At 36.2% G+C, this 23650-nt stretch carries 20 protein-coding genes and 1 pseudogene; 11 read left to right on the top strand and 10 right to left on the bottom strand.

All coding sequences use genetic code 11. The features are described from left to right. Positions 1-31: 31 nt before the first annotated feature. Genes ACM55I_RS11110 through ACM55I_RS11095 form a run of 4 tightly spaced genes read right to left on the bottom strand, consistent with a single transcriptional unit; the run spans position 32 to position 1423 of the window. A complete protein-coding gene (locus tag ACM55I_RS11110) occupies positions 32-433 on the bottom strand; it encodes a Fic family protein (protein WP_416846870.1) in 402 nt (133 codons plus the stop codon). Beyond that, positions 388-966 carry a hypothetical protein gene (locus ACM55I_RS11105; protein ID WP_416846869.1) on the bottom strand — a complete coding sequence of 193 codons (579 nt, stop codon included), beginning with the start codon at positions 964-966 and terminating at the stop codon, positions 388-390. The genes ACM55I_RS11110 and ACM55I_RS11105 overlap by 46 nt, the downstream gene beginning before the upstream one ends. Further along, positions 942-1265 (bottom strand): AlbA family DNA-binding domain-containing protein, encoded by a 324-nt coding sequence (locus tag ACM55I_RS11100; RefSeq protein ID WP_416846867.1) that lies wholly within the window; start codon positions 1263-1265, stop codon positions 942-944. The genes ACM55I_RS11105 and ACM55I_RS11100 overlap by 25 nt, the downstream gene beginning before the upstream one ends. After that, the gene (locus tag ACM55I_RS11095) at positions 1262-1423 is read right to left on the bottom strand and encodes an AlbA family DNA-binding domain-containing protein (protein ID WP_416846865.1); all 162 of its coding nucleotides are present in this window, start codon (positions 1421-1423) and stop codon (positions 1262-1264) included. The genes ACM55I_RS11100 and ACM55I_RS11095 overlap by 4 nt, the downstream gene beginning before the upstream one ends. Positions 1424-1912: 489 nt before the next feature. Here ACM55I_RS11095 and ACM55I_RS11090 point away from each other — a divergent pair, with 489 nt between their 5' ends. The 4 genes from ACM55I_RS11090 to ACM55I_RS11075 all read left to right on the top strand — a co-directional run bounded on the left by ACM55I_RS11090 (position 1913) and on the right by ACM55I_RS11075 (position 4645). Continuing rightward, entirely contained in the window at positions 1913-2812 is a 900-nt protein-coding gene (locus ACM55I_RS11090; RefSeq protein ID WP_416846864.1) for an alpha/beta hydrolase family protein, read from the top strand. Between the two features lie 321 nt (positions 2813-3133). Beyond that, positions 3134-3742 (top strand): transposase, encoded by a 609-nt coding sequence (locus tag ACM55I_RS11085; protein ID WP_465245410.1) that lies wholly within the window; start codon positions 3134-3136, stop codon positions 3740-3742. A 48-nt stretch (positions 3743-3790) separates the two neighbouring features. Further along, on the top strand, positions 3791-4006 hold the full coding sequence (locus ACM55I_RS11080; RefSeq protein WP_416846861.1) for a hypothetical protein: 216 nt from the start codon (positions 3791-3793) through the stop codon (positions 4004-4006). Between the two features lie 174 nt (positions 4007-4180). Beyond that, a complete protein-coding gene (locus tag ACM55I_RS11075; protein WP_416846860.1) occupies positions 4181-4645 on the top strand; it encodes a hypothetical protein in 465 nt (154 codons plus the stop codon). 76 nt (positions 4646-4721) lie between these two features. Here ACM55I_RS11075 and ACM55I_RS11070 read toward each other — a convergent pair whose 3' ends face one another. The 4 genes from ACM55I_RS11070 to mgtA all read right to left on the bottom strand — a co-directional run bounded on the left by ACM55I_RS11070 (position 4722) and on the right by mgtA (position 9987). Then, a complete protein-coding gene (locus tag ACM55I_RS11070) occupies positions 4722-5495 on the bottom strand; it encodes an SDR family NAD(P)-dependent oxidoreductase (RefSeq protein WP_416846858.1) in 774 nt (257 codons plus the stop codon). 27 nt (positions 5496-5522) lie between these two features. Further along, entirely contained in the window at positions 5523-6350 is an 828-nt protein-coding gene (locus ACM55I_RS11065) for a phytanoyl-CoA dioxygenase family protein (RefSeq protein WP_416846856.1), read from the bottom strand. A 152-nt stretch (positions 6351-6502) separates the two neighbouring features. After that, on the bottom strand, positions 6503-7138 hold the full coding sequence (locus ACM55I_RS11060) for a phosphatase PAP2-related protein (RefSeq protein ID WP_416846855.1): 636 nt from the start codon (positions 7136-7138) through the stop codon (positions 6503-6505). Between the two features lie 257 nt (positions 7139-7395). Beyond that, entirely contained in the window at positions 7396-9987 is a 2592-nt protein-coding gene (mgtA, locus tag ACM55I_RS11055; protein ID WP_416846854.1) for a magnesium-translocating P-type ATPase, read from the bottom strand. 639 nt (positions 9988-10626) lie between these two features. Here mgtA and ACM55I_RS11050 point away from each other — a divergent pair. Further along, complete coding sequence (locus ACM55I_RS11050; protein WP_416846853.1) at positions 10627-11583, top strand: ATP-binding protein; 957 nt, start codon at positions 10627-10629, stop codon at positions 11581-11583. On the opposite strand, the pseudogene ACM55I_RS11045 reads toward ACM55I_RS11050, so the two are convergent. Further along, positions 11558-11779: pseudogene (locus tag ACM55I_RS11045) on the bottom strand (Fic family protein); the annotation flags it as partial. The gene ACM55I_RS11050 and the pseudogene ACM55I_RS11045 overlap by 26 nt on opposite strands. Positions 11780-12380: 601 nt before the next feature. Next, positions 12381-16682, bottom strand: a complete 4302-nt coding sequence (locus ACM55I_RS11040) for a M4 family metallopeptidase (RefSeq protein ID WP_416846852.1) — start codon at positions 16680-16682, stop codon at positions 12381-12383. A gap of 667 nt (positions 16683-17349) precedes the next feature. Between ACM55I_RS11040 and ACM55I_RS11035 the strand changes: the two genes are divergently transcribed. The 6 genes from ACM55I_RS11035 (at position 17350) to pgl (ending at position 23510) form a co-directional block, all read left to right on the top strand. Continuing rightward, positions 17350-18237 carry an AraC family transcriptional regulator gene (locus ACM55I_RS11035; RefSeq protein WP_416846851.1) on the top strand — a complete coding sequence of 296 codons (888 nt, stop codon included), beginning with the start codon at positions 17350-17352 and terminating at the stop codon, positions 18235-18237. Positions 18238-18410: 173 nt separating this feature from the next. After that, on the top strand, positions 18411-19082 hold the full coding sequence (hxlB, locus tag ACM55I_RS11030; RefSeq protein WP_416846850.1) for a 6-phospho-3-hexuloisomerase: 672 nt from the start codon (positions 18411-18413) through the stop codon (positions 19080-19082). 46 nt (positions 19083-19128) lie between these two features. Next, entirely contained in the window at positions 19129-19770 is a 642-nt protein-coding gene (gene hxlA / locus ACM55I_RS11025; protein ID WP_416846849.1) for a 3-hexulose-6-phosphate synthase, read from the top strand. A gap of 74 nt (positions 19771-19844) precedes the next feature. Beyond that, positions 19845-21251, top strand: coding sequence for an NADP-dependent phosphogluconate dehydrogenase (gene gndA, locus ACM55I_RS11020; protein WP_416846848.1), 1407 nt, complete (start codon positions 19845-19847; stop codon positions 21249-21251). 17 nt (positions 21252-21268) lie between these two features. Next, positions 21269-22816 carry a glucose-6-phosphate dehydrogenase gene (gene zwf / locus ACM55I_RS11015; protein WP_416846847.1) on the top strand — a complete coding sequence of 516 codons (1548 nt, stop codon included), beginning with the start codon at positions 21269-21271 and terminating at the stop codon, positions 22814-22816. After that, positions 22800-23510, top strand: a complete 711-nt coding sequence (gene pgl, locus ACM55I_RS11010) for a 6-phosphogluconolactonase (protein WP_416846846.1) — start codon at positions 22800-22802, stop codon at positions 23508-23510. The genes zwf and pgl overlap by 17 nt, the downstream gene beginning before the upstream one ends. Positions 23511-23650 lie beyond the last annotated feature (140 nt).

Genomic DNA, 23650 nt, shown 5'->3' with positions numbered 1-23650 from the left:
TCCAAAGAAAAATAAGATGATTCCGTGGGCTTCATATTAATTCCTTTTTTAGTAAAATTCCCCTTCTCGTAAGTATGTATCGTCGTTGCGGATGATTAGAACTGTCAGGGAATTTCATTGTAATATAGTCCTTCTCTAATGCTGGGATTATGTATTGGGTTCTGAAATAGTCATCGTGTTTTAAGTTCAAAAGTGACTGGATTTCAGATCGTTTCATCTCGCCGTTTATCGCCACGACAATTCTTTGGATTTCAATGACAACTTCCCCAGTAACTTGTTCCGAGGTTTCATTATTATCATTGGCTGCAAAATAGAAACTAGTTGTAACGGAGTCGAATTCCAATTTGTAGACTGGTGCTGTTTTGTTGTATTCAAACCAATTTGATTCTATTTTATCAAAGCCAAAACCAGCATTTTCGGCCAGTTTGACCATTCTGAAAAGTTTTGAGATAATTGGATTTCTGGGAATGGAAAGGTCTTTTTTTTCAATTCTTCGATAGGTTTGGGCAAACCTCTGGGATTGAAAAATTCAATTTTATTGGTAACAATTCGGATACGGGAATGAGCTGGCGAAAAATAGTCGGCGTGCATCAGCAAATTCACCAAGGCTTCTCTGATAGCGGTAAGTCCAGTTGAGAGTTCTTCGCCAAAACCTTCGGCAGAAAGTTTGAAAGTCACATCTACTTTTTGTTTCAGCCTTGCAAAACACTCAAAATAGTATTCCCATAAATTTTCCTGTTCGTCCAAACGGAAAGCATAACGCGATTTGGCATCCGTATATGAATTACCTGGGATTTCCAATAAATCAATTCGGAAGTTAGGGAAATATTTTTCAATTACTTCTCTTTTACCCAATAGTAACAAACCGCCATAACTACAACTACTCTCATCGATAATTCGCAGTTTTTGCAAAAACTCCTCCTCACCAAAACGGTTATAACTTACATTGGGATTAAATCGCGCCATGTAATCCCGTAGCGCAACAAAGAGGTTTCATTTAGACTGCTCCTAGTCGTTCCGACTGCAATCTCGGAAGATTTAGTCCCGAAAGTTTGGTCCCGGTACATCGCATCGATTTCTTCTTTGGTCGCTTTATTATCGGCACTACCCCTGCGGATATAGGTATTTGCCTGCAAGTTGAAGTAAACTGGCTTTTTGTTTGAAGCCGGTATATAAAAAGCAATAACAGTCACGCCATCGAAATTATATTTTACTGATTTAGGGGCTAAGTTGACATTGAACTTGTCTCCTCTGATTGTATTCAAGAAATTCTGTTCGATTTTTCAGGATTTGTAATACCTTGAATTTCGTATGATTTTCCGGATTGTTTGACACCAAAAACGAGCCAACCACCGGAAGAATTGGCAAAAGCACTAACGGTTTCCCAAGATGATTTTGGGACTTCCGCTTTTGCTTCTTTCACTTCAAAGTCTTCTCATTCGAGATCAGCAAGTTTGTCGATAAATTCGGATTTGTTCATTTCTTAAATTTGGTAATTTGACACAATAATACGAAAATGTTAATGAAGATTCAAAGTTAGTGCGTTTGCAGCAACAAATGCAAACTCTAGAAGCGCATTTTTTATATAAACGCCTATTTACCAAAACATTGAACGAGAACGATGCCCATCCGAGGACAATATCATTAAGATTAAGAGATCTTAGATTGAAGATTAACGACTAAGACGACCGAGATTTACACGTACATAAGTACGAAAAGCCAACAACAAATAAAAAGCTCGTTCGCAGATTTGTAATAAAAATATTCTTTATACATTTGACAATAATCCACTAATGAATAGCGACTATCTACCTGATTTAGGGTGAATACTCGCTGTTTTGTAGCGAGTATTCACGAGTTGTAGGTAATGCTAACGATGACCATTTAAAACAATTTTTTATATTAAACTAAAATGAATATTAACTTTTTTTCTAACTTACTTATTTGGTTATTATTAATAACTTTACCAGAAATGGTATTTTCTCAAACGACCGACTTTACCATTCAAGATGTAAAGTTTGAAAGTCAGGGCGTCACTCTTGCAGGCTCAATTTTAAAGCCTAAAAAAACATTTGCAGCAGTTGTAATTGTTCATGGGTCTGATCCTGTAAAAAGAGAAATGGAGTTCGCTAAACGTCTTGCCAAAGAAGGTATTGCTGTATTGACATATGATAAACGTGGAGTTGGCGAATCTGGTGGTGTATATGTAGGACCATCTGTTGGCACGAATAATATTGACACTACTAATCTTAATTTATTATCTCATGATGCAAGTGCAGCAGTAAATACATTTCGAACCTATTTGAAAGATAAAAAAACACCTATTGGATTAGTTGGCTTCAGTCAAGCAGGATGGATTATCCCAATTGCTGCAAGCAAAAATCCACAAATAGAATTTATGGTTTTATTTAGTTGCCCTACAATTACAACCCTAGAACAACTTCGATTTCAGTTTTATACTAATGGAAACAATAATTTTTGGGAAAATCATACAGAACCAGATGCTCGTGAACATATCAAAAATGATTCTGATAGGTATCAATTTACAGCTACTGACCCAAAAATTTCCTTGAATACTCTTTCAATTCCAGGGCTTTGGCTTTTTGGTGAGAAAGATATCCAAATTCCCGTAAAATTGTGTATAGAGCAATTAAATTCATTTAAAGTTCAAGGCAAACCTTTCGAATATACCTTGTTTCCAACATTAGGGCACAATACTGCTTCTGGAAATATTACAGCACCTGTTGATATTTCAATTCAATGGATAAAACAGAAAGCTTTGAACATTAAGAAGCCTAAAGTATCAAAATAAAGCACTGCCTACAACAGCAGTTTCAATCCAGAGCAGCCTTTTTGTGCAAAATAGTTCAAGTTTTTCCCATAACTTTGTTCTCGGTCACCGAAAGTACTCACATATAAAATCGCCGCACCGGCTTGAAGCTGCGGGACGTCAAACTGTCTAATAACCTTTTTTGTTCCTGTTGATATATTTGTATTAAAAATCTTTCAAATAATTTGTATAACTCGTTGGCTTTTATTACATTTAAGTATGAAATTCATCAACGGAACCAACAGAAACCAGCTCCCGCTTTTTGTCTCATCGATTGATGATGCTATTGCGTAAGACAACGAAATCAGGCTCATTGACCTTTTTGTGGACAGTTTAAAACTCCCTGATTTTGGATTCACTTTCGATTTTGTCGAAAACGGGAGACCCGCTTATCATCCTTCGGATTTACTCAAACTCTTTATTTACGGCTACCTCAATCGTATGCGCTCGTCCAGAACTTTTGAGAAAGAATGCAGTCGTAACATTGAACTCATTTGGCTTTTGAAGGGTTTAGTTCCCGATCATAACACAATTGCTAATTTCCGCAAAGACAATCCTAAAGCCATTGCTCGCATTTTTCGTGCAACGGTGAAACTCGCCTCTCACTTTGAACTCATTGGCGGAAGCCTAGTTGCAGGAGACAGCACCAAACTCAGAGCGCAAAACTCAAAGAAAAACAATTTTAATCCCAACAAAATAGAGCGTCATATTACTTATATCGATGCTAAACTCGAAGAATACAACTCGGCTTTAGCCAAAGAAGATCGTGATATTCTGGAAAAACAAACGTTAGCAAAAAAGATAAAAAACACAACATTCAAAAGCAAAAATACATTGGGTATCAAAACACAATTGATACTACCGGCGTTACCCAAATCTCGACCTCAGATCCCGATAGTCGCCAAATCATGACTCGAAACAACATTTCCGAAGTGGCCTATACGGTACAAACAACAGTGGATGCACTCTACAACATTCCCCTCGATTTTCAAGGTGACCAATGAAAACGATCCCAAAGCGATGGGCGGCATGTTACGCCGAGCCAAAAACATTTTGGGGCACAACAATTTTACCTCCATTTACGACAAAGGATATCACACGGGGAGCGAATTTGAATATGTTAACCGACTTGGTATTGATGTACTGGTAGCTATTCCCGGCGTATCGGCACCTTAGCCCTAAAAAAGGGATTTTGTCCTCTTATTTTGCAAAAATAAGCGTGGAATTGTCCAAAAACTCAAATAATTATATTATACTTAAAAATTTAACTATTATTTAATTAAATAATCTAAAAATGTCAAGATTGATTTTTGTAATTTTATGTATTCTTTAATTTTAATTCAATTAATTATGAAAAATTCAAAAACCTTTATTATTGTATTGGCAGTTGTCTTGTCTGCTTTTTTCGCAAATGCTGGATTTTCACAAACCAAAGAAGAATCTCATGCAAAATTGAGTGAACATCACAACAAAGCTGTAAAAGCAGCGGGAGACATTGTCTCTGATAAAGCAAAAACCAAAGAAGAAAAAGTGGCGAAAGCCAATGAGGCTACAGCTAGTTTAAAAGAGGCTAAGAAAGAGCATGAAAATCTTAAAAAAGCCATTCCAGAGCATCAAAAAGCGATGGCTAAACCGTATCATGATAAAATAGATAAACACCATGCAGCGGCTACAAAACATGCTGAAGAAATGAATAAAGAGTTGAAAAAACCTGCACCGAATCATGCTAAGGTAAAAGAGCACGCAAAGGGAATGAAAGAATCTATAGAGAAAGCTGAGAATGAACATAAAGCAATGAAGACAAAAATAAAATAGACTGAATTACTGTTTTATTTGCAAACAATCCCCTTAGAGTGTTAAACTATAAGGGGATTCTTTTTTTGGTTAATGCTTATTTGTACAAATCTCCTGCTATTTGTTCCAGAATTGATTTTGGTAAAAGCCAAGCAAAGAAAACACCTAATTGGTTGACGAATCCGGTTACAATTTCGGGTTTTTTATTAAACAGGGCATTAACAGCAAGTTTGGCGACTTGTTCAGCTGTCATATTCACCTTTTCAGCTGCTTTTAGTGCTTTTTTCCCTACTTTTGCTCGGGAGGCAAAGTCTGTGTTGGTAGCTCCAGGAGAAACTGAAGTAACTGAAATGGAGCTGCCTAATAATTCATGGCGAAGTCCTCTGCTAAAATGAAGAACAAAAGCTTTAGTCGCGGCATATAAACATAATCCAGGTACCGCTTGGTAGGCAGCCGTACTTGCTATATTTAAAATATAGGCTTGCTTTTGTTGCTGTAACATCGGTAAAAACTGATGGCACATCTGAACCAGCGTACGTGTGTTGAGATGCATCATATTGATATTCTCAGCAATGGAAGATGACTTAAAGGGACCACTGAGACCGTATCCAGCATTATTGATTAAAATTTGAACCTGATACTTATTGGCTTCACACCACTGGTATACTTGGCTGGTACTTTCATTTAAAGATAGATCAATAGCTAAATAAGCCACTTTAATATGATGCTTTTTGGAGAGATTATCTGCTATTTCTTTCAGTGAGTCAGCTGAACGGGCTACTAAAAGTAAATTATATTTCCGTTGTGCTAATTCTTCGGCAATGGCTTTACCAATACCTTTGCTGGCACCAGTAATAAGGGCGTAGGTCATGTGTTCAGGCATTTAATTTTGTACTGTTTAGCGGTGTAATTTTTGCGAAAGCCAATGATAGAAAGGCGTTTTGCTATTTTCAGACTTTGGACTGTATTTTCCCGTAATGATTGGCACATACATAACACGGCGTCTACTCATTTCTCCATAATTAGGTGATTGTTGTACTCGATGCCAAATTCGTCCATCATGAACAGTTAAATCACCTGCATTTATATCGAAACCTACTTCCTTCGGGTCCGGAGTGTGGTCTACAAAATATTTTTTGGCAAACAAAAGCTGAAGTATACTTTGTTTATGAGTACCTGGAAGTACTCTTAATCCCCCATTTTCATAAGGACAATTATCCAAATGTATACCAACATTGAGCATAGGCATCATTTTTTGCCCTAAAAAAAAATCTCTAGGACAATCGGTATGCCAGCCCATTTGTGAAAAGGAACTATTGGGGATTCTGATATAGTTGTTTAACACTAAACCGTCTTTTTCGTCCTCACCAATTCGACCTTCATAGGGATACAACAATTCTGTCAAAGTTTGTAGGCGTGAATCTTTTAATAAGTTATGGAGTATCTCGCTTTCTTTAGAAAGGAAACAGAAACGCTGGATGGTTTCATTTCCATCTTCATCTTTTCCAAATTTCAATGGTATGCCATTTATTTTATCCCTGCCTTCTGCAAGCCATTTTTTTTCAATTTTAGAAACTTCTTCTATAATTAGCTTTATTGAAGACTCTGTTATAAAATCTCTGAACTTAATGACCCCGTGTTGGTTGAAAAATGTAGCTTGTTCAAGTGTGATTTTATCTGTTAAGGTGAATGTAGGACAATTTAATTTTTGATACTTCTTATCCATTTCTCTGTTAGTTTGATAGTTATGTAATTAACTACAACTTAGGTGATTATTTATAGTACGCCAATTTGTGCTTATCAAATATAGTGAAATTTGTTTTTAACCGAAAGGTTAAAACAAATTTCCTTTAACCGAATAAATCAATTCTACCTTGGCTATTCTTGGGCAATTTTTTTTGCTAAACGCCAAAGGAAGAAAGTAATAAAAGGAGCGGCTAAAAGATCGATGGTGTAATGTATATGCTGGATTAGTAGTAAAATTGCTATAATTGATGTTGCCATGAAAACGATGTTTTTTTCTCTTTTATTTACTAAACATAGTCCCATTAAAAATACTGTTGAGAGATGTCCTGAGAAAAATAAATCTTTGGTAATGAAGCTAACTCCATAAAAGGCGTTGCTTAATGGGTCGATTAAAGTAATAAGACCCACTGGCGCGTCTAATGGGACTAAAGTAATACTAATGATGCGCGATAAACATAAAAGGACATAGGCCACTAGAAAAGTGATAAGAATCTGAGGATTCTGTATAGCTCTAGCAGTAAAAAAAAGGGCGGAAGTCCATATACAAATAAAGATAGCTAAGGATACGTTATGGGCAGGGATTTGCTGGAGTAGCCAATCGTTTAGTACAGTTCCATTACGTGCTTCTATTTTTTGGAAAAACCAAGGAAATACATTTAGAATGACAATGATTGATCCAATACCGCCATACAGTAGTTTGCGATAGCGGTTAGAATTCAACGCGATGCTCCATTTTTTTTTAAAGGAAGGATAGTTGCAGTTCTCCATATTTTACGTTTACTAAAAGAACGATTTTTTTGTCAATTCATTTTCTATGACATAAAAGTACTGAAATTAATTAATGTATTTTCTTATTAGGATTGCAAGAAATCAGAGCATCACAACTGTAAGTACTTATGGTTCATTACACTGAATAGCCATCGGTTTTTCAGTAGCTAACCATTTTATGGTCATTACTTAGCCCTTGGCTCTCTTTTAAGCCAAAAGAAAGAGTTTCTAATTATGCTGGGTTCTTGTTATACAATCTAATCTCTAAGGTTTCTTTTGTGGTTTCTAATGCTCTTTTCTATTTTTTTCTCATAGTTCTTAATCATGTATTTATAAAATAAGTGCTTTACTATTTCTGCTGATAGAATGTAGATCGTGATTAACAAAAACATCCACAGGTATAACAATGGAGGTAATTTTACAAAATCAAACCATGTGGACAGCGGAGTAAATGGCAATACAAGTACAACTAGTATGATTACTACAGTTGCGATAGATAGGTACTTACCGGGTAAACTCTTGAAAAACGATAGTTTTGTTCGCACTACAAGTACGATTAATGTCGCCGAAATCACCGATTCTGTGAACCATGCAGTTTGAAATTCTTTCTCTTTTGCATGAAAAATAAATAGTAAAATTGCAAACATTAAGAAATCAAAAATAGAACTGAGTAGCCCGAAAACAATCATAAATTTTCGAATAAAAGTAAGATCCCATCGTTGTGGCGCTTCAATATTAAGTGCATCAACACGGTCGGTTGCAATTGCCATTTCTGGAAAATCGGTTAAAAGATTGGTTAGCAAAATCTGTTTGGGTAATAAGGGTAAAAAAGGAAGAAATAAGGAAGCACCAGCCATGCTGAACATATTGCCAAAATTGGCACTGGTTGCCATGAAAATATACTTCATTGTATTGGTAAATGTTTTTCGACCTTCAATAATACCATTTATAAGGACATCCAAATCCTGACTTAACAAGACAATATCTGCGGCTTCCTTGGCAACATCGACAGCTGTATCTACAGAGATGCCTACATCAGCAGTATGTAGTGCCGGCGCGTCATTGATGCCGTCGCCCATAAATCCAACTACATTGCCGCTACTTTTTAATAAAAAAATAATATGTTCTTTTTGATTGGGCTCTACTTCTGCAAATATATCAGTATGAATAGCTTGGTGCATGAGTGCAGCCTTGGTCATTTTTTGCAATTCGGCACCAGTAAGTATTTTTGGATCTTTAATGCCCGCTTGTAATGCTAAACTTTTTGCTACAAGCGCATTGTCTCCTGTAATAATTTTCAGTTTAACCCCTAGCGTATTTAGCTTTACAATTATGGCTTCAACATTTGCTTTTGGTGGATCAAATAAAGTAATAAACCCTAAGAAAATCATTTCTTTTTCATCTTCACGCGTAAAAGTACTAGTCTCAGCAAAGGGTTTATAGGCAACACCTAAGGTTCTGTAACCAGCTTGGCTTAATTCTTCATATTTTTGGACTATTGCTGCTTTAGTATCTGATAGATCCAAGAGTTTTCCTTCTGAAATTTCGGCATGGCTGCATATAGATAGTATGGAATTCAAAGCTCCTTTAGTAATCGCCAAATCGGTGCTTTCGCTTTGGACTACTATTGTTAAGCGTTTGCGAATAAAATCGTAAGGGATTTCAGACTTGGCAGTATAGGTAGGCGCTGTTTCTTTATACACTAAACAAATAGCTTCATCTATAGGGTTTCGAAATCCATGTTGCATCGATGCGTTTAACCAAGCATATTGCAATACTTTATCGTTATGTTTTCCGGAGATATCCAAAGTATCTTTCAAGTTTACTTTGCCCTCGGTAATGGTACCGGTTTTATCAGAACAGAGAATATTCATGCTTCCAATATTTTCAATGGAAGAAAGACGTTTGACTATGACTTGTAATTTAGCCATTCTTTTTGCTCCTGTGGAAAGGTTAACGCTTATAATCGCAGGAAGTAATTGAGGTGTTAAACCAACTGCAAGTGCAAGGGAGAATAAAAAAGAATCGAGAATTGGTTTATGCAAAAATACGTTTATACCAAAAATGATAATAACAAGTACTAGTGTAACTTCCATTAACAAATATCCGAATTTGCGTATTCCTATTTCAAAATCTGTCTCTGGTGCTTTTAGTTGAAGATTAACCGAGATTTTTCCAAATTCTGTTTGTTTCCCAGTTGTCATAACTAGAGCAGTTGCTTTTCCGCTAATGACGCTCGCTCCCATAAACAAGGTATTACTCCTTTTAGAAAGTACTGTGTTTGCAGGAAGTGGTGCTCCAGAATATTTTTCTACAGGGAAAGTTTCTCCGGTAAAAGCCGCTTCGTCAACAAATAAATCTTTGGAGTCTAAAATAAGACAGTCGCCAGGAATAATATCTCCGGCAGACAGGGTCACGATATCTCCAGGAACAACTTCTTCTACAGCTATTTCTTTTGAAATGCTGTTTCTAATTACCCTACATTTTAATCGAACCATTTTCAGCAGTTCTTTTACTGCGTTTGTGGCTCCTTTTTCCTGCCAAAAACCAAGTAAGCTACTTAGGAGTAGGATAAAGAGAATAATTAGAGTATCTGAAATATCTCCTAAACACGCAGATAATATAGCAGCAACGATAAGTAATATCGTAATTGGGCTTTTAAATTGTGAGATAAACAGAATAAACAGAGAGGAATTAGCATTGCTTTTTATGGAATTGGGACCATATTGTTTTAATCTACGGACCGCTTCTATATCATCAAGTCCATTTGCATTACCAGCTACTTTCCGATAAGCGCTTTCGATGCTTAAATTCCAAAGACTATTCTCAATATTAGATTTGCTTTCCATGAATCATTTACTAATGTTCAGTATAAAGATAGTGAATAACGAGTAACTGTCTAAATTATTTGTTACGCATTTACTATTACAAGTAGTTCCTTTTCTTTAAGTTGACTAGGACGCGTGTCAAGATGAGGGGAAGTAAAAGCTATCGCCGCTTTGTAGCAATTGAGGCAGGTATCAAAATCATATTCTGAACTAGAACGGAGAGTATGGCTAGGGCTTTTAAGGAAGTAAAAAGGGATGAAATAAAAAATTTGCGCAGGAAAACTACAAAATAGATTACTGATGTAATTTAAAACATAAATACGAAAAAACACTGACTATCAATTGATTAATATTGTAATGAAGACTAAATTCTTATTGATGCTAATTTGAATGCATTGGCTGCGAAACGCTAGTATTTACAGAAATAGGGAATACATTTGAGGTGTTTTTTAAGAGAGTGGCAAATGGAAGTTATTCAAGAATCAGCAAAAGTACACTCCTGGAACTTTATCGAGAGCTATTACTAAAACAAGGTGTTGGCAAACGGCAAATTCAGTTCTACAACTTTGAGTTGCCTGAAAATTACTTAAACAAAACATGGGACGACATTTACTTTGAAATAAAAAAGAAACTGCAAGCCGATAAGACCAACTATGTTTTTTGGACGAAGTGCAAAATATTCCGCTTTTTGAAAAATTAGTGGATGGACTTTTTGCTACTGAAAACACAGACGTTTACATAACAGGCTCAAATGCATTTTTATTGAGTAGTGAGTTGGCAACTTTATTGAGCGGTCGCGACATCGAAATTTCTATTTTACCTTTTTCGTTTAAAGAATACTTAACGGCACGGGGCATTGACACGAGCAACAAATACCTTAATTACGAAGCCTTGTTTTTTGATTATGTAAACGAAACATCATTGCCCAAAGTCGTAGAATTACGTGAAGAAGATTTTGATAAAATCTACGAATATTTGGAAGCCATCTACACAACAATAATCGAAAAAGACATTACGCAACGCCACCAAATAAATGACAAACGGGCTTTTGGCAACATTGTAAAATTTATAGCCTCAAACATCGGCAATTCACTTTCGCCAAACAATATTTCAAATACCTTAAAGCAAGACAAACAAAGTATCCATCACGCCACTGTAGAAAAATATTTAGAATATTTAGTGGAAAGTTTTGTGTTTTATAAAGTAAATCGATTCGATTTAAAAGGTAAAAAGCAACTCGCAACACAAGAAAAATATTATTTAGTGGACACAGGTTTGTTGAATATTTTGGCCGGTAAAGAACGAACCACCGACAGAGGACGCATATTGGAAAACGTTGTTTACCTCGAACTGCTACGCAGAGGCAACAAAATTTGGACAGGTACAACACGTAATGCTGAAGTAGATTTTGTTTGCAAATCCCCAACAGGCGACATCGAGTACTATCAAGTTGCTTGGCAAATGACAAACGAAAGCACCGTTGAACTTGAGTTTGGCGCATTAGAAAAAATTAACGACAACTACCCAAAATATTTACTAACGACAGATTCTTTTACCCAAAGCAGAAGCGGAGTAAAACACCTAAATGTTTTTAACTGGTTGCTTGAAACAAACTAAAAGCAAGAATAACCACTAGCCATAATCGAGTAGACGGCTCCGCCAGAAACCGACGAAGTGCGCCTCTCACACCACCCTTCTTCAGCCTTTGCAGGGTAATTGTAGTGGTTAGAATTGGGGTTTGTGCTACAACGCTTATAATTATTCTTAAAAACCTGCCATTGCCATCAGCAAAAGGATGAATTGCATTAAAAAAAGTATTATAAAAAAAGGATCGTCCGTTAGTATTAAGAAAGAGAAAAGGTAACGAAAATGGAAACTAAATTAAAAAACCCTTATAAATCAGATTTTTATAAGGATTTTAGTGAACCTTATGGTACAAAATTCGAACCTTTTACTTGAAGATTTAAAGCTTTTGTCCGAATCTTTTCAAGGATGAAGGTACTAAAAAAAAATAGTTATGGTTTTATGTAACCTAAAACGACAAGAAATTTCAGGACAAGACAGAATGTGCTATACTTGTTCATGTCGCTTTATCATGAGCTAAATAGTAAACTTATCAGCTCACTTCAAACCGTGCACAAAACTCCGCCAGAGTATATTTGGGATGATTTTTCGCATTCTTAAGACTGTTTTGTAACATGCTTTTTTCGAATCTTGAAATGGAAGTCACTTTCAGATGCTTTTATACTAATTGGAGCATTTAGTTTTATCCCTTTTACTGTTTATATCTTTATCTCTTGTGTTTTAGTGACAAGGTATACCATAAAACTACTAAATGGATTAATTGTCCGTGCATAAAAAAAGGACGGATAAATCCGCCCCTTTTAATCTGAGGAAATTAAAAACCATTAAAGTTATTCTTTTAAGAAACTTTTGTTTAATAATCTTCCATCCGTCGTATTTATTTTTAAAAGGTATAACCCTTTAGAAAAATCTGAAACATCAACATTAGCACTTTTGTTGGGTGATTTCAAATTCTCAACTCTCACAACTTTACCCAAGAAATTGTAAATCGCAATGGATTCAACTGTAGAATCTGACAACTCAATGCTGAGAGAGTTAACAGCCGGATTAGGATAAATCGTAACCGAATTCTCATCAATATCCTCATAAACTACTGGATTTGATGCTGATTTAGTAGTCGTAGATTTAGCCATGCCAGAACCTGAGATTATAGTAACATCAGTATAATTAGCTACTGTATTAACTCCATCAAGATTTGATGTACTTGCTAATCCTATCAATACTGTTTCTCCAAAATTTACAATGTTGGTTCCTAATTGTACCCAATTACCATTTGTTGAGGAAATATACGAAGTAACTGTACTTCCGTTTCTAACTACTCTGATATAATTAGGCAAAATACAAGTAGTAAACCCAGAAATTTTAGATTTATCTCCATCTGCTTTTCTGGATTCAAAATTAACAGCTGTTCCTGTTAAATTAGGGTTTGAAGCGATTGAAGTCATAGCAAACATAGCACTTTTATCTAAAGATCCTCTGATCATTACTCCCGCTCTAGCTGCTCTATTTGTATTATTAAGACTAGTTACTTTAGCAATTATCTCCCCATTACCTATTAATTGTTGGTATGTGAAATTAAACGAATCAATTCTAGAATCATTAAATCCACTTCCAGAAGCTGTAACTTCAAAATTACCGCCTTTGTAACATACTGAACCTGTATTTGTAGTTCCCACTGTACCTGATATCCAAGGAGCAGGTGCGTCTGTACAATAGATAAAATTATTTACAAGAGTAACAGTTCCAGAACCTTTGAATTTACCGGTGTAGGCCCTAAATTGACCTAATGTGTTAACATCTGTCAAAACTCCATTTAATGTAAAGTTTTTTGCTTTGTCATTAGCATCGTCAATGTTTGAACTATTCACTTTCATTGGAATTAAAGCGGATGCATTGTTAAATGCACTTAACTCCTCATTTGTGTAATAAACTGTTAAATCATAAGTAGCGTCCGCGTTTGCAGTATTTATAGCATACGCTTTTGCAGTTCTGGTAGTAGCAATACTTGAAAACGTTTTGGCAGTTGTTCCTTCATCAATAACAGATAAAGTCACACATCCAAGATCTGCAGAAGCATTCTCAACTTTAGCTATTAAAGCGTTATCGGTAGTACTAATGAAATAAATTGAATTTCCTGCATATAGTGTTGCAGTGGCATGTTCTCCTATTTGCGTTTCTATTCCAGCCGGTTTGGCAGAAACAACTACATTGTCAATCGCAAAACTAAATGGAGATCCTGCATTGGAGTCATTAAACCATCTCCATCCAATATAGAAGGACTGACCATCTAATTGATTGATAATACCCGTGTATTTTCCACTTGTATTTACAGCACCAATTGGAGCTGTTCCCACAAATTTCTTAACTGAAATATAAGTGGCACCATCTGTAGAATAAACAAACTCACCAAAGTCAAAAATACTGTTTTCTTCGGCAGCATCTCTTTCTCCACCAGCTTCCCAATCAAAACTTACCGTTACATTACTTGCCCCACTAGCGTTTAATACCGGAGATCTTAAAATAGTATTAGATGGAACATTAGAATTATAAAATGTAGTATTTGTGAGTCCATCTGTAATAAATGCTCTTCCTGCTCCACTTGACGCACCATTAATTGCCCATACATTCGTTCCTGCAGTGTCTATTAAAACAGTAGACCATCCTGAAGGCAAACCAACTTGTGAGAAAGTTTCTGTAGGTAATAGTTCAAAAACATCTTTACCCGTTCTAGGGACAAAGTCATTATCAACTATAGTAAATACTTGTTTTTCTAATTTACCGTTGTATAAGTAAGACAATACGATCGTTTCATTATTTTCGATTAATGCGTCATCATTTACGGTAATTTTAAGCGTTTTTGTTTCAGTACCGTTAAAGGTTAAACTTTGATTAGATAGCGTAAAATCCTGTCCTAAAGTTGCAGTACTTCCCGCAATACTAAAGCTTATTGTTGCCGATGGAGAAACCTGATTTCCTGTAATTACAATATCATAGGTGTTAACATCTGAACAACCATCAATTTGATTGTTTTCAGATAAAATTTGATTATTACTTGTGCTGAAAACAATTGTATTAGGAACCCCAGCAGCGTATGCATTTCCAATATCTACTGCGTGCCAAGCATTTGTAACTTGTTTTTCTTCATTAGATGCAATTCCGTATAATACTTGAGCAGCTAATATAGAGGCAGCACGCATGTTAGCAAATTTTGCATTAGGAGCAAGCATAGTTTCTGCTAAATACGTAATGTTATCTGCTTTGTCGTATCCTATAGGCAATACTTTATAGGCATTTCCTTTGTCAGTAATTTGATCATCGGCAGTCTTTTTGTTTTTCCCTAAAGAGAGTGCTTTTCCAGAACCAGTTACCATTAGGTAATACCATTTGTTCAGTACGCCACTGTTCGTATGCACACCACATTGGTCATTTGCCAAAGTTGGTGTTCCACACTCCGGTTCTTTCCAGTTTAATCCTCCGTAAGAGTCTGGTGCAGTGGCCGCCTTTGGATCATCCATCCATCTCAAAGCTGTTGTGGTAGCTTGACCTGGTCCAACACCTAAATCACGCTCATCAATTTGCTCACCTATACCCCATGGGTCGTATGGTAAGGTTCCATCAATCTTCGTGAGCACGTAATTTTCAACTGAAGCCGCCCATATATCTGAAAAACCTTCGTTCATAGCCCCAGATTCTCGTTGATATACTAAATTAGCAGTAAATTGACAAACACCGTGTCCAATTTCGTGTGCACATACGTCCATTGATGTTAATGGCGCAAAAGAACCATTTGGTTTTGTTCCACCTTGGTAACTACCATCACCATAAGTCATAGCGCTTCCGTTCCAAAAAGCATTGTCGTAAGCATCACCATAGTGTACATAATTAATGATTTTTGTACCTTTATTATCAAAGCTTGATCTGTTATGAATGTTTTTCCAATAGTCAAGCACAACTTCCGCGCCCCAATGTGCATCAAGAGCTATATCATCATTATTTAATTCATTGGCAACCGGATATCTGCTGGTAGTAGAAAAATTATTTTTTTTATGCTCTGCTGAAGTCCAACTGTTATCGGCTGTTTCACTATACAAGCCACTACTGTCCCCATCAAATATAGAAACAGTCAAATCAGATAATCCCGGTACACTTATCGGAGCACCACCTAAACCTCTGTAACTTTTGGTCTCATTTGAGATTCCAGACGGTGAAATTCCTTTTAATTCCCAAAATCCATTAGCGTTTTTTGAAGTCTGAAAAGTTCTATTTCCCGCATACCGAGTTTCTCCTGTCGCGGTAGTATAAGCCAGAGGAAAAGATCCCATTTTAAATGTGTTGGTCGATGGGTTAGTAATTATTGTTCCGGATGCTTTAATAGTTTTTGTAACTTCTTCCTTTCCGTTTAATGCTTCTGCATGTTTAATTATGGCATCTAATAGTAAGATTTCTCCGTTCGTTGCATCTACATAAATGTAAGCACGTGATAGTGGCTCAGCAGCGTAAACATTAAACTTGTATGCCAAAGTTAAATCCGCGGCAGGAGTCATGTAATTATCAACGATAACCAATTCCCCTTTAGGGTAAACTTCGTTATAGGCGGCGGTAATTTCAGGTGAATTCCCTAGAGACTGAATGTAATCCCAGGCATAAGTAGTTGCTCCTACGTGGTTAAGCGCCTTTTGCAAGGCTGCGCTTTCACTTAATCCTGGATTAATAGACATTGAAGGGAGGTTGTAAAACTCTGCAGTAAAACCTTGAACAATGTTTTTAGATGAAATAGCTTTAAAAACGCCGTGTTCTACTTTAATTCCATTATTGTATTGTTGGAATTTGTCGATTTGAATACCGTTTGAATTGATGGTATTTTCCTTTATAAAAGTGGTTCCCTCACCTAAACCTAATACCGTGTGTAAGAAGGCAGGCGTGTCATTTAAAGAAAGCGTTGAACCTGTCGATTTCATCGTGATCAAAGAAGGTGTCCCTAGGTTGGGTTCCATGGTAAAAACCTTCACTCTTTGATCATTTGTTAAATTGACGACAATTTGCTGTTCTGTAGATTGAGCATGTAACATCGTTATTCCCTGGAAACAAAATATTGCAGAAAGGAACACTTTTTTATGTAATTTTTTAATCATAAAAATGTAAAATTAGTTGGTTGGTTGGTTGGTTAAAAGTAAATAGTTAAATAAAACCCTTGAATTTTGAACTTATAATTATTCAAAAAAACAATCATTTTTTCCATACTAAAATAAAAACACTTTAACATTAAATTGTTAAAAGCTTCAATAAAACCGATTAACAACATATTTATTTAAAATATGAAAGAATTTTCTGTTTAAAAATGAAAGTTGTTATTGTTATCCGATAGTAGCAAAAAAAGCTGTAAAATCAGCTTCTCAATTAAATTTGTAAATTGTCTAAAAAAACGATACGTATCAGTAATTATTTTTTCCGTAAATCTGTTTTCGGACAGCTGATAAACATTTTACATCGTTTACTATTAAAAGAGTTCTGAATTTAATCTAAGCCTAATTTCAAGCAAAACTATTTTCTTGAAATTTAGAAAAACGTATATTTGTCACTTATTTTTTTAAGTAAATTTACTTCTACTGCGTTTTTCTAATATTATACATTGATTACAAATCTATTAACTTAATGTAAACAGAAAAACACTTGTATTAAATAAGCTAATTAAATTCAATAAGTTACAGTTACGCATATCATTCTATACCTGACGCAATGAACTCGATGCATTCGAAGTGTTAATTTGTTATCGCTGGGCAGTTAAATAAAAAATATCACATGGACTTAAAGAGGTTTGAAATCAAGAAAAATATTCAAAAAACGGATGATAAAAATTTGTCCTTCCGGGTTTTTGACCTCGAGACGGCACGTATTCAGGATTATTTAAAACCACATAAAAAAGATCATTTTTGTATTATTCTAGTAGAGTCTGGAACTAGTAAAGTACATATTGAAGACAAAATATATTTGTTAAACTCAGGAAAAATAGCCGTTATATTTCCGGATCAAATTCACTTTTTGTCTCATCTGAGTAGTGATTTAACAGGTAAAATTATATTATTTGAAGAAGTATTGTTTTGTTCCGATATATTAAAAAATGAGCTTAGTGCTTATAATGTTAACCTTTCAGCACACCTGAATTGTACTGCACTTTCTAGTCTTGAATTCGAACAGGTGCTTCCAATTATAAAGAATATACAAGACATTTACAACGCCCCCAGCCTTGTCAAAAAGGAACAAGCGCGTTTTTATATCAAAATTTTCCTTTTAGGACTCATAGAGTCGATACATGGTCAGCATCCAGTTCTACATCATGATGCGCAAGGACCAAATCAACATACTTATATCGAATTTAAAAAACTTTTGAACCATCAATATAAAAGTGAGCGTACCGTACAATACTATGCCTCAAAACTGGCTATCAGTACTAAAAAGCTCAATGCACTGAATAAAAAATATTCTGGCGAAACTGCTATAAATGCTATCCACAACCGAATCCTTACAGAAATTAAACGACAATTATTGTTTAGTGATCTCTCACACAAAGAAATAGCATTTGACCTTGGGTTCAGTTCCCCATCTGCACTTAATAAATTTGTAAAAGCTAAACTAAAGGAAACCCCAACGGACCTACAAAACGAACTGGCGCAAATTTATACCGCATAGTCTTGTTTATATAACACCCTACCCTCACTGCTACCCTATCTTTGCATCAGTAATTAATACTATTAAAATAAAGATCCACTGCTGTTGCTAAAAAGCGATTCCAGCTTAATTATTTAGTTTAATGCTGTTTAGGAGGAATTAAATAAAAGGTATCCTGTACTTTCAATTACGCAATGCCAAAAGGCAAACACTCGAGAACAGCATGTATAATTACCCAATCGTATTGCTACGAATTGGAATGGTTAAAGGAACGCATGACTTTACTTAAAATAAAACAAATGAACACTGATACTTTGACAAACAATAATTTGCTTGCTATTTTAGAGGAAAATAGAAAACTGGCAAATCAGATAAATCCTCAACAGATAAAAGTTTTGGTTCACGAAATTAAAGCAGCCAAACGAATTTTTGTTATGGCAGCTGGCAGGAGCGGACTTGCATTAAAAATGGCAGCCATGCGGTTTATGCATTTAGGATATACAGTATTCATTGTAGGAGAAACCAATACACCTGCTATTTTAAAAGGAGATTTACTCCTTCTGGCATCGGGTTCCGGAACTACTGCTTCTGTACTGTCATCCGCTGAGAAAGCGAAGAGTCAACAAGCTACTGTTATCGCTATTACTGCCGATGTAAAAAGCAAATTAGCCGTATTGGCAGACGCTATTATATTAGTAAATGCTGCAACAAAAACAGACTTCGGTGTTTCCGTCTCTAAGCAATATGCAGGCAGTCTTTTTGAACAGTTTACATTATTGGTGTTAGAAAGTGTTTTTATGACCTTATGGCAAGAATCAGGTTTGACCAAAGAGGACCTATGGCCCAAACACGCCAACCTGGAATAACGATTTTTTATATTATTTATTATTAATTTTTTTTATACATTTAGACATGACAAAATTACAAGTCGCAATTGATTTACTTACTACAGAAGCAGCATTAGAATTGGCACACAAAGTAGCACCGTACGTGGACATTATAGAATTAGGTACACCGCTAATTAAATCGGAAGGTCTAAAAGTGGTTACGGCAATGAAAGCCGCTTTCCCAGGCAAATTAATTTTTGCAGACATGAAAATTGCAGATACTGGTTTCTTAGAAGCTGAGATCGCATTTTTAGCAGGTGCAGATTTAGTAACAGTTATGGGTGCTGTTGATAATGCTACCATAAAAGGAGCGGTAGAAGCTGCAAAAAAACACGGTAAAAAGGTAGTAGTTGATACTATTGGAGTTAAAAACAGAGTAGAAAGAGCTCAAGAGGTAACTGCTTTTGGAGTTGCTTTTGTAGAGTTACATGCTGGTCTTGACGAACAAACATTAGCAGGATACTCCGTACAAACACTTATTAGCGAAGGAAAACTAGCAAAAGTTCCCTTTTCTGTTGCAGGTGGTGTAAACATCGATACAATTAAAGATGTTGTAGCTGCTGGTGCAGATGTAGCTGTTGCAGGTGGTGCTATATATGGCGCTGAAGATCCCGCTGCTGCTGCTAAAGCATTAAAAGAAGCTATAAACAGTGTAACTGTAGCGTAATTATTGGATTAAGGCTGGAATTTATAAATAAATTCCAGCCTTTTTTTTTTGTATAATAAATTTAGATACTAATTATGAAAACATTTGATTTTGGTATAGTTGGTTTAGGGGTAATGGGTCGGAATCTGCTCTTGAATATGGCGGACCAAAAGCATGCTGTAGCAGGCTTGGATTTGGATACGGAAAAAGTATTATCCCTAACACAGGAAGCTAATCCCCAACACCAAATTAAGGCCACAACAGAAGTAAAAGAGTTTCTCGAACTTCTTAAACAACCAAGAGCCATTATGGTATTAGTACCTGCAGGAAAGCCTGTGGATACTGTCATTCAAAGCCTACTGCCCTACTTAGATAAAGGAGACATTCTTATCGACGGGGGCAATACCTATTTTACAGATACCGACCGTAGATTTACAGAATTATCAGCTAAAGGGATTCACTTTTTTGGAATGGGTATCTCTGGTGGTGAAAAAGGAGCCCGATTTGGCCCGAGCCTTATGCCCGGCGGGAATAAAGAAGCCTATGAAAGACTACGTCCTATTTTTGAATCCATAGCAGCTAAAGTCGATGGTGAACCTTGTGTAGAATATTTAGGCAACGGATCTGCAGGTAATTACGTAAAAATGGCTCATAACGGAATCGAATATGGTATTATGCAGCTTATTTCTGAGGTATATGATCTTATGAAACGAGGGTACGGTCTAGACGATACTACGATTCAAAAAGTGTTTGAAGACTGGAATGACACTGAACTTCAATCCTACTTGATTGAAATTACAGGACATATTTTAAAGCAAACAGATACCGACGGCCAAAAGCTTATAAATGTAATATCGGATTGGGCAAAATCTAAAGGAACCGGAAAATGGACTTCCCAAAATGGGATGGATTTAGAAGTGCCGCTTCCTACTATAGACGCCGCAGTAACCCTGCGTAATATGTCTAAAAACAAACCGGAAAGAATTCAAGCTTCAGCGAAATTGGTTTGGAATGCGGAACAAAGTAACACTGACTTGCCTTTGGTTATAGAAGCGCTTAAAGGAGCGTTACATTTTTCTATATTAATTACCTATGCCCAAGGATTAGCATTGTTAACCAAAGCTTCACAAGAGTACAATTATAATCTAAACCTAGAGACCATCGCTAAAATTTGGCGTGGTGGATGTATTATTCGTTCGGTAGCACTTGAAGATTTCAGACAGGCTTATGCCAAGAACGGAGAGCTAAAAAACATACTGCTCGATGATACTATTGCTAAGGCCATAAACCAAAATCAATCCAGCATTAGATCTACGGTACAATTCGCAGTTCAAAAAGGGATACCTATTGCGGGTTTAATGAATTCCTTAGCTTATTTTGATGCTTACCGATCTGAAACGCTTCCTACTAACCTTATACAAGCGCAGCGTGACTACTTCGGGGCACATACGTATGAGCGCATTGATACTAACGGTACATTTCACACAGAGTGGAATGACTAAATTTTAAATGGAACAAAATGAATAATCTCGATACTATAAAGCCAACCATCATTCTTGTTTTTGGGGCAACAGGCGATTTAGCAAAAAGAAAGCTTTTCCCTGCCTTTTATAATCTTTATCTTGATGGTCGAATGCCAGAAAAGTTTGAGATCATTGCGCTTGGAAGAGCAAAAAAAGACGATGAGACCTACAGAAGCGATGTGAGCAATAACCTGACAGCGTTTTCCAGAAATAAAATAACCTCTGATAAAGCCTATCAGAAATTTGCTTCTCATATCACTTATTTACAAAATGATATCGACCAAGAAGAATCATTTCAAGTACTGAAATTAAAGTTGGACGCCATAGATTTGTCTTTTGGGGAACGTGGTAACAGGCTTTTTTACCTGTCAATAGCACCCTCTTTAATTGCAACGATCTCTAACAATATTAAAAAATTAGACCTTGCCGCTAATCCGGAACAGGATCGCATCATTATTGAAAAACCTTTTGGTTACAATAAAAGTTCTGCAGAGTTGCTAAATAAGCTATTATCAGAAACCTTTGAAGAGAAACAGATTTACCGAATAGATCACTATCTGGGCAAAGAAACCGTGCAGAATATCCTGGCTTTCCGCTTTGGAAATTCAATGTTTGAGCCACTCTGGAACCGTAATTTTATTGATTCTATACAGATTACTGTTGCAGAAGAAGTTGGAGTTGAAGACCGTGGCGGTTTTTATGAAGGTGCCGGAGCATTACGGGATATGATACAAAACCACCTGATGCAAATTTTAACCATGGTAGCGATGGAAGCCCCTAACTCCTTACAGGCTGATGAGATTAGAAACCGCAAAGCTGACGTTTTAAAAGCGATACGCCGTATAACCCCGGAGGAAGTAAAACATTACACGGTAAGAGGCCAGTACGACAAGGGATCTATAAAAGGTAAACCAGTACCTGGATACCTGAAAGAAAAAGGAGTTGCATCCAATTCTAATACAGAAACATTTGTAGCGATGAAATTTTACCTTGATAACTGGCGCTGGCAAGATGTTCCCTTTTATGTCCGAACGGGTAAAAGAATGAAAGAAAAACAATCCTCTATCGTCATACAGTTCAAACCGGTAACCCATTCTACCTTTTCTTATGGAAAAGAAGGGATGATGCCAAACCGTCTAATTATAAACATTCAGCCCGCAATGGATATTCGGTTACAGTTTATGACAAAAAAACCGGGACTGTCCCTTTCGCTAAAACCTGCAGAGATGGTGTTTGATTATTTTTCATGCTCTACACAATCACCAGAAGCTTATGAAACACTATTACTGGATGCTTTGCAGGGTGACCCTACATTATTCATGCGTTCAGATCAAGTTGAAGAAGCTTGGGATGTGGTAACAACCATTCAGGAAGCCTGGGAAAATGATAAATTTTCAAGTTTATATCAATATGAAGCCGGCGGCTGGGGTCCTGAGGCAGCAAATGAATTACTGGCCCGTCAAGGACACACTTGGGCATCAAACACACTTAATAAGGTAGAACAAGAAGAAGAAAAAGAAGTAACAAATGATAAGTATTTTTAATAATAAAGAAGAAATAGCACCCCATGTAGCCAATATATTTATAGCTGCTGCACAAAACGCAATACAGAAACGGGGCCGTTTTTTGGTAGCACTTACCGGTGGTTCATCTCCAGTATCTATCTACAAGCTTTTGGCTACGCCCCAATACAAGGCCAAAATAGATTGGGATAATGTTTTTGTTTTTTGGGGAGACGAGCGCTGGGTGGCGCTTGATGATGCACGCAGTAACGCAAAAATGTCATACGATTACCTGCTAAGTCATGTTGGTATACCAAAAAAGAACGTATTCCCAATGTATAAAGAAGGTTTTTCACCTGAGGAATATGCTTTGGAATATGAGAAATTGATTAAAAGTCTTACAGGAGAGGATGGAGAATTTGACCTCATTTTATTAGGAATGGGAGATGATGGCCATACCGCTTCACTTTTTCCCGGTCAAGCCGTATTGCAAGAGAATGATAAATGGGTATCGGCCTATTATTTAGAGTCGCAAAGTATGTATCGAATAACGCTAACGGCTCCTATCATCAATAAAGCGAAGGAAATTGTGGTTGTAACTTTTGGAGAAAATAAAGCGCATGCATTAAACGAAGTTTTATATGGAGATTACAATCCTGAAAAATATCCTATGCAATTAATTAAACCTTTAGATGGAAAATTATCATTCTTGACCGATCAGGCTGCTGTAAAGTAGGAAATGATAATTTGTAAAAAAATCAAGAGGCTGTCCGAAAAGTAATTTTCGGGCAGTTTTTTTTGTTTATTACTTTGATTCTTCGTATTTTTAAGTACCAAAATCAGCGATTATGCAGCCAGTTTTTAAACCTCATTCGG

This window comes from Flavobacterium algoris, from assembly GCF_048158525.1.
Lineage (GTDB): Bacteria > Bacteroidota > Bacteroidia > Flavobacteriales > Flavobacteriaceae > Flavobacterium > Flavobacterium algoris.
The sequence above is the reverse complement of the archived record's forward strand: the minus strand, read 5'-3'. Positions and strand labels throughout refer to the sequence as shown.